This is a genomic window from Thermococcus sp. (genome assembly GCF_015523185.1).
In the GTDB taxonomy this organism is placed as follows: domain Archaea; phylum Methanobacteriota_B; class Thermococci; order Thermococcales; family Thermococcaceae; genus Thermococcus.
This window is the reverse complement of the sequence record NZ_WAKV01000084.1, coordinates 1-5,200: the sequence shown is the minus strand read 5'-3', so window position 1 is coordinate 5,200 and position 5,200 is coordinate 1. Positions and strand designations below refer to the sequence as shown.

The window sequence follows — 5,200 nt, the reverse complement described above, 5'->3', positions numbered from 1 at the left end:
TGCTGGTTGACAGCCTTGGAGACATCGTCATCACCAACGACGGAGCCACAATCCTCGACGAGATGGACATACAGCATCCTGCTGCTAAGATGATGGTTGAGGTTGCTAAAACCCAGGACAAAGAAGCTGGTGATGGAACCACTACTGCCGTTGTCATCGCCGGCGAGCTTCTCAAGAAGGCTGAAGAGCTTCTCGACCAGAACATCCACCCCAGCATAATAGTTAAGGGCTACACGATGGCCGCCGAAAAGGCCCAGGAGATACTCGACAAGATAGCTATCAAAGTCAACCCGGACGATGAGGAGACGCTCCTCAAGATAGCAAGCACCTCAATCACCGGAAAGAGCGCCGAGGCCCACCGCGAACTTCTGGCCAAGCTGGCAGTGGAAGCTGTAAAGCAGGTTGCCGAGAAGGAGGACGGAAAGTACAGGATTGACATAGACAACATCAAGATTGAGAAGAAGCCCGGCGAGAGCGTTGACGAGAGCGAGCTCATAAGGGGTGTTGTCATAGACAAGGAAGTCGTCCATCCGAGGATGCCGAAGAGGGTTGAGGGAGCTAAGATAGCACTCATTGGAGATGCCCTTGAGGTCAAGAAGACCGAGACTGATGCAAAGATTAACATAACAAGCCCGGACCAGCTCTTCGACTTTATCGAGCAGGAGGAGAGGATGCTCAAGGAGATGGTCGAGGCCATAGCCAAGACCGGAGCCAACGTTGTCTTCGTCCAGAAGGGCATTGACGATTTGGCTCAGCACTATCTCGCTAAGTACGGCATAATGGCCGTGAGAAGGGTCAAGAAGAGCGACATGGAGAAGCTGGCTAAAGCCACGGGAGCTAAGATAGTCACCAACGTTAAGGACCTTACCAGCGAAGACCTCGGTGAAGCCGAGCTCGTCGAGCAGAGGAAGGTTGCTGGAGAGAACATGATTTTCGTCGAGGGCTGCAAGAACCCGAAGGCTGTGACGATACTCATCCGTGGTGGGACCGAGCACGTCGTTGACGAAGTCGAGCGTGCTCTGGAAGACGCTATCAAGGTCGTTAAGGACGTGATGGAGGACGGTGCAATCCTTCCAGCCGGCGGTGCCCCGGAGATTGAGCTGAGCATAAGGCTCGACGAGTACGCCAAGCAGGTTGGAGGAAAGGAAGCACTGGCAATAGAGGCCTTCGCCGAGGCCCTCAAGATAATCCCGAAGACCCTCGCTGAGAACGCTGGTCTTGACCCCGTTGACATAATGGTCAAGGTCATCAGCGAGCACAAGAACAAGGGCCTTGGAATAGGCATTGACGTCTTTGAGGGCAAGCCCGCCGACATGCTCGAGAAGGGCATTATTGCCCCTCTCCGCGTTCCGAAGCAGGCTATCAAGAGCGCCAGCGAGGCGGCAATAATGATACTTAGAATCGACGACGTCATCGCTGCCAAGCCCACAAAATCCGAAGGCGGTCAGGGCGGAGGAATGCCCGGCGGCATGGGCGGAATGGGTGGAATGGATATGGGAATGGGCATGTGATGCCCTTCTTTTCTACCCACTTCTGACCAAAAAGCTTTATTTTCTTCCATTGTATTCTTTCCCGGGGTGAGAGCATGGGGCTTGAGATGTGGCTCCGAACGGGACTGTTGATGGGAATCTTAACCGGACTGCTCATGGGTATAGGTTACCTCTTCGGCGGGCCCAATGTGGCCTTTGCCATGTTCCTGTTCGCGATGCTCTTCAACTTCATAACCTACTGGTACAGCGACAAAATCGTGTTGAGTTGGTACAACGCGAGGGTAGTTGACGAGATGGAGGCACCGGAGCTCTACGCAATAGTTCGAAAACTAGCGGAGAAAGCAGGACTCCCTATGCCGAGGATAGCCATAATCCCCAGTGAAACGCCAAATGCGTTCGCCACTGGGAGGAATCCAAAGCACGCCGTCGTTGCCGTAACCCAGGGGCTCCTCAGAATCCTTAACCGAGACGAGCTCGAGGGGGTTCTTGGCCACGAGCTGACCCATGTAAAGAACAGGGACATCCTGATAGGCACCGTAGCGGCGGCGATGGCCGGTGCCATAATTCAGCTCGCCTACTGGGCACGCTGGATAGCGATTTTTGGCTCTTATGACGACAGGGACGGCGACAACGTACTCGCGGCAATACTCGTGGCGATACTTGCTCCTATCGCGGCAATGCTGATTCAAGCTGCGATAAGCCGTTCAAGAGAGTTCTTGGCCGATGAGGGTGGTGCGAAGCTCAGTGGCAAGCCATGGGCTCTAGCGAGTGCACTCCTCAAGATAGAACAGGCCGTCCGTTACAGGCCGATGCGCGAAGGGAATCCTGCAACTGCCCACATGTTCATAGTCAATCCCTTCAGGGGGATGAGCATAGCCAACCTCTTCTCGACGCACCCGCCGACGGAGAAGAGAATCGAGAGGCTCAGGAAGATAGCGGAGGAAATGGGCTACGTGCCCAACTTCTGATTCCTCACTTTTCAAGAACATAGAAATACCGCTCAAGGCTTTTGTGAACCTTCTGGTAGTACTTCCCGACAAGCTTGAAGCCGACCTTTTCCGCCTCTTTTTCCCCGTCGAAGCTCGTTGGAAAGGCTATTGACAAGCGCCCACCCGGTTCAAGAACGGCGTTAATGCTCTCGAGCACCTCTCGGTAGAGTTCCTCCCTTCTTCTTCCTGCAAGTGTTGCCGATGTCCCGTAGGGCGGGTCTGTTGCTATTGCCTCGAATCTCTTATCGAAGAGCTCCTCAAGCCTCGTCGCGTCGCCGAGCTTAAGGACGTAGTCCCTTATTCCGTAGTGCCTGAGGTTCATCTCGGCCCCTTCGACCATCTCCGGCTTTATGTCCACGCCGTAGACCTTCAGGCCGATTAAACCCGCCTCTATAAGAATCCCGCCGGCTCCCATCATAGGGTCGAGGAGCTCTCTCCTTGCCTTCGTTAGGTTAACGAGGGCCCTTGAAATCCTCGGGTGTAGGGAAATTGGCCTGAAAAACGGTCTGTGATGGGCCTTTCTCCTCTCGAAGTCCTTGGGGTCAAAGAACTTCAGTCGTATCCCCGCATGGAGTTTCTCACCGCAGTAAACCCTAACGAGCGTGTCCGGTTTAGAGAGGTTCACCCTAAAGCCCTTTGCGTGTATAACTGCCCCAAGCTTCCTCGGAAGTTCAGTAACCTTGTGTCTGCAGTTGGCCATGGTCTCGGTATCCACCTTAAAGGTGCCCTCGATGGGCCACTCAACTTCCTTCGCTTTATCGAGGAGTTCCTCGATGGAGTCCGCTTCAACTAGGAGCTTTCCGTACTCGTGGGCGAGGCCAAGCCTGTTTAGAAAGGGAAAGGCCTTTTCATCGCCACTTACCTTCAGGAAAAGGTAGTCACTCCCCGCTATCTCTCCACCTCCGAGCTCAAGCATAGACCTAACTTCGTCAACGGCCATCTCCGGTAGGTTTCCAAGGATTTCCACGTAGAGCATGTTTTCTCCTTTCCGGGTGGGTTTTTAAGGGTTTCACAGCCTCTTCGATAGTATCCTTGACTTTTTCGTTGCGGCATCTACGGCCTTCATAACGGCCGTTCTTATTTTGCCTTCCTCAAGTTCAAAAACGCCGTCTATGGTAGTCCCTCCGGGGGTTATAACCCACTCCCTGACCTCAGCAGGGTGGGCTTTTGTTTCCATGAGAAGCTTTGCCGTTCCGAGGAGAGTCTGAAGTGAGGCCCTCTTTGCCAAGTCCCTCGGGAGACCAACGCGCAGGCCACCGTAGACCATGGCCTCAAGGAAAACTGTAACATAGGCCGGCCCGGAGCCACTTAGTCCAGTTATGGCATCCATATGCTCCTCGTCAATTCTCATGCAGTCACCGAAGGTTCTCAGGAGTCTTTCAACCGTTTCTATATCCTCTCCTTCGATGTCAGTTGAATAAGCCGTGAAGGATTCGCTAACTAGGATAGCTATGTTGGGCATGGCCCTGACGAACTTTGCATTGGCGAGTCTTTTCAGCTCTCTAAGTGATATTCCAGCAACGACCGAAATCACGAGTTTCTCTTCAACTAAGTCGGATACCTCCCCAAGAACCTCCCCGACCTTGTTGGGTTTCACCGCTATGAAGACCACATCCGCCTTTTCAACTGCTTTCCTGTTGTCGGGGATAACCTCTATCCCCATCTCCGTTAGTTCCTTTGCCTTTTCAACCCTTCTTCTCGTGGCTGTGACTTCATATCCGGCCTTTTTGAGGGCCTTTGCTATCGCACCCCCGATTGTTCCGGCACCTATAACGGCAATCCTCATCTCAACACCTCCAGCAGGTTTTCAATAAAAACCGAAACGTTCTCAACGTCCCTTCCGACCATAACGAAATCAAAATTCCCGTATTTTCTCCGGTAGTTCTCGATGAAGAGCTCATCGTTTAGTGTATCCCCCACGTAAACACCTTTCTCGCCCTTGACAAGCTCCCATAGAAGGTCAGGGTTAGGTTTCAGGCCGAGTTCTCTAGTTATGGCCTTCTCAAAGTGAAAGCCGAGGATTTTCTCAGCGAGCCTAAGTTCAAGTTCGTTCCTTCCGGTTACAACGCCGATTTTGGTCATTCTTCCGAGTTTCTCAAGGAGTTCGGGACTTATTAGGGGTTTTTCCCGTTTCCAGAGGCCGGGAAAATCAAAGAGCCTGCTAGGGTAGACGTCTCCGAGGTAAAATGTGTTGAAGACCCTCTCTATGCTTCCCCGGTGTATCTCGAAGCCGAACCTGTTCCTTACCCAGTCAATTCCCTCCCCGGCCGGGAACTTCTCCACGAGTTCCTCAACGTCTCCGGCGAGCGAGAAAAGGATTAGCGCCTCGCTCACCTTGAAGTCATCACCGAACGACCCCTTTGAGCGGAGCTTCCTTACCAGTCCAAGGTCTATCTTCCTCTCTACCCCAAACATTCGGAGGAAGTACTCTACTGTTAACTTTACGGCCGTGTCGTAGCTCTCGCTAACGTCTATGAGCGTGCCGTCGACGTCAAAAACGACCCACAACTCAACCACCCGTTATTTCCCCGACGGCCCTTAAGAAAGCCTCATTCTCCCATCTCCTCCCTATGGTCACCCTTATGTGTCTCTCCAGCCTACCTGAGAGCTTTCTGACGACGATTCCCTGCCTTAGAAGTTCCTCGTAGGCGTCCAGTTTGACCAGTAAAAAGTTCGCGTCGCTTGGGTAAGCCAAGTCGCCGAGCTTCTTCCTGACCCTCT

General features: G+C 53.0%; 5 protein-coding genes and 1 pseudogene. 2 read left to right on the top strand and 4 right to left on the bottom strand.

The window, feature by feature from the left end; all coding sequences use genetic code 11:
* Positions 1-1,511: thermosome subunit beta (gene thsB, locus F7B33_RS09940; protein WP_297074340.1), on the top strand; the 1,511-nt coding region annotated here is incomplete at its 5' end.
* A 74-nt stretch (positions 1,512-1,585) separates the two neighbouring features.
* Positions 1,586-2,458 (top strand): zinc metalloprotease HtpX, encoded by an 873-nt coding sequence (locus F7B33_RS09935; RefSeq protein ID WP_297065607.1) that lies wholly within the window; start codon positions 1,586-1,588, stop codon positions 2,456-2,458.
* Positions 2,459-2,462: 4 nt separating this feature from the next.
* Here F7B33_RS09935 and F7B33_RS09930 read toward each other — a convergent pair whose 3' ends face one another.
* From F7B33_RS09930 to F7B33_RS09915, 4 genes and pseudogenes are all read right to left on the bottom strand, one after another.
* Entirely contained in the window at positions 2,463-3,455 is a 993-nt protein-coding gene (locus F7B33_RS09930) for a TIGR01177 family methyltransferase (RefSeq protein WP_297074339.1), read from the bottom strand.
* Between the two features lie 33 nt (positions 3,456-3,488).
* On the bottom strand, positions 3,489-4,265 hold the full coding sequence (proC, locus tag F7B33_RS09925) for a pyrroline-5-carboxylate reductase (RefSeq protein WP_297065602.1): 777 nt from the start codon (positions 4,263-4,265) through the stop codon (positions 3,489-3,491).
* On the bottom strand, positions 4,262-4,987 hold the full coding sequence (locus F7B33_RS09920; RefSeq protein WP_297074341.1) for an HAD family hydrolase: 726 nt from the start codon (positions 4,985-4,987) through the stop codon (positions 4,262-4,264). The genes proC and F7B33_RS09920 overlap by 4 nt, the downstream gene beginning before the upstream one ends.
* A gap of 1 nt (position 4,988) precedes the next feature.
* Positions 4,989-5,200 (bottom strand): annotated as a pseudogene (locus F7B33_RS09915) (histidinol-phosphate aminotransferase); the annotation flags it as partial.

Bases quoted from the DNA above. Each gene is read 5' to 3' on its own strand.
- F7B33_RS09935 (WP_297065607.1), top strand. From the start codon at position 1,586: ATGGGGCTTGAGATGTGGCTCCGAACGGGACTGTTGATGGGAATCTTA.
- F7B33_RS09930 (WP_297074339.1), bottom strand. From the start codon at position 3,455: ATGCTCTACGTGGAAATCCTTGGAAACCTACCGGAGATGGCCGTTGAC.
- proC (WP_297065602.1), bottom strand. From the start codon at position 4,265: ATGAGGATTGCCGTTATAGGTGCCGGAACAATCGGGGGTGCGATAGCA.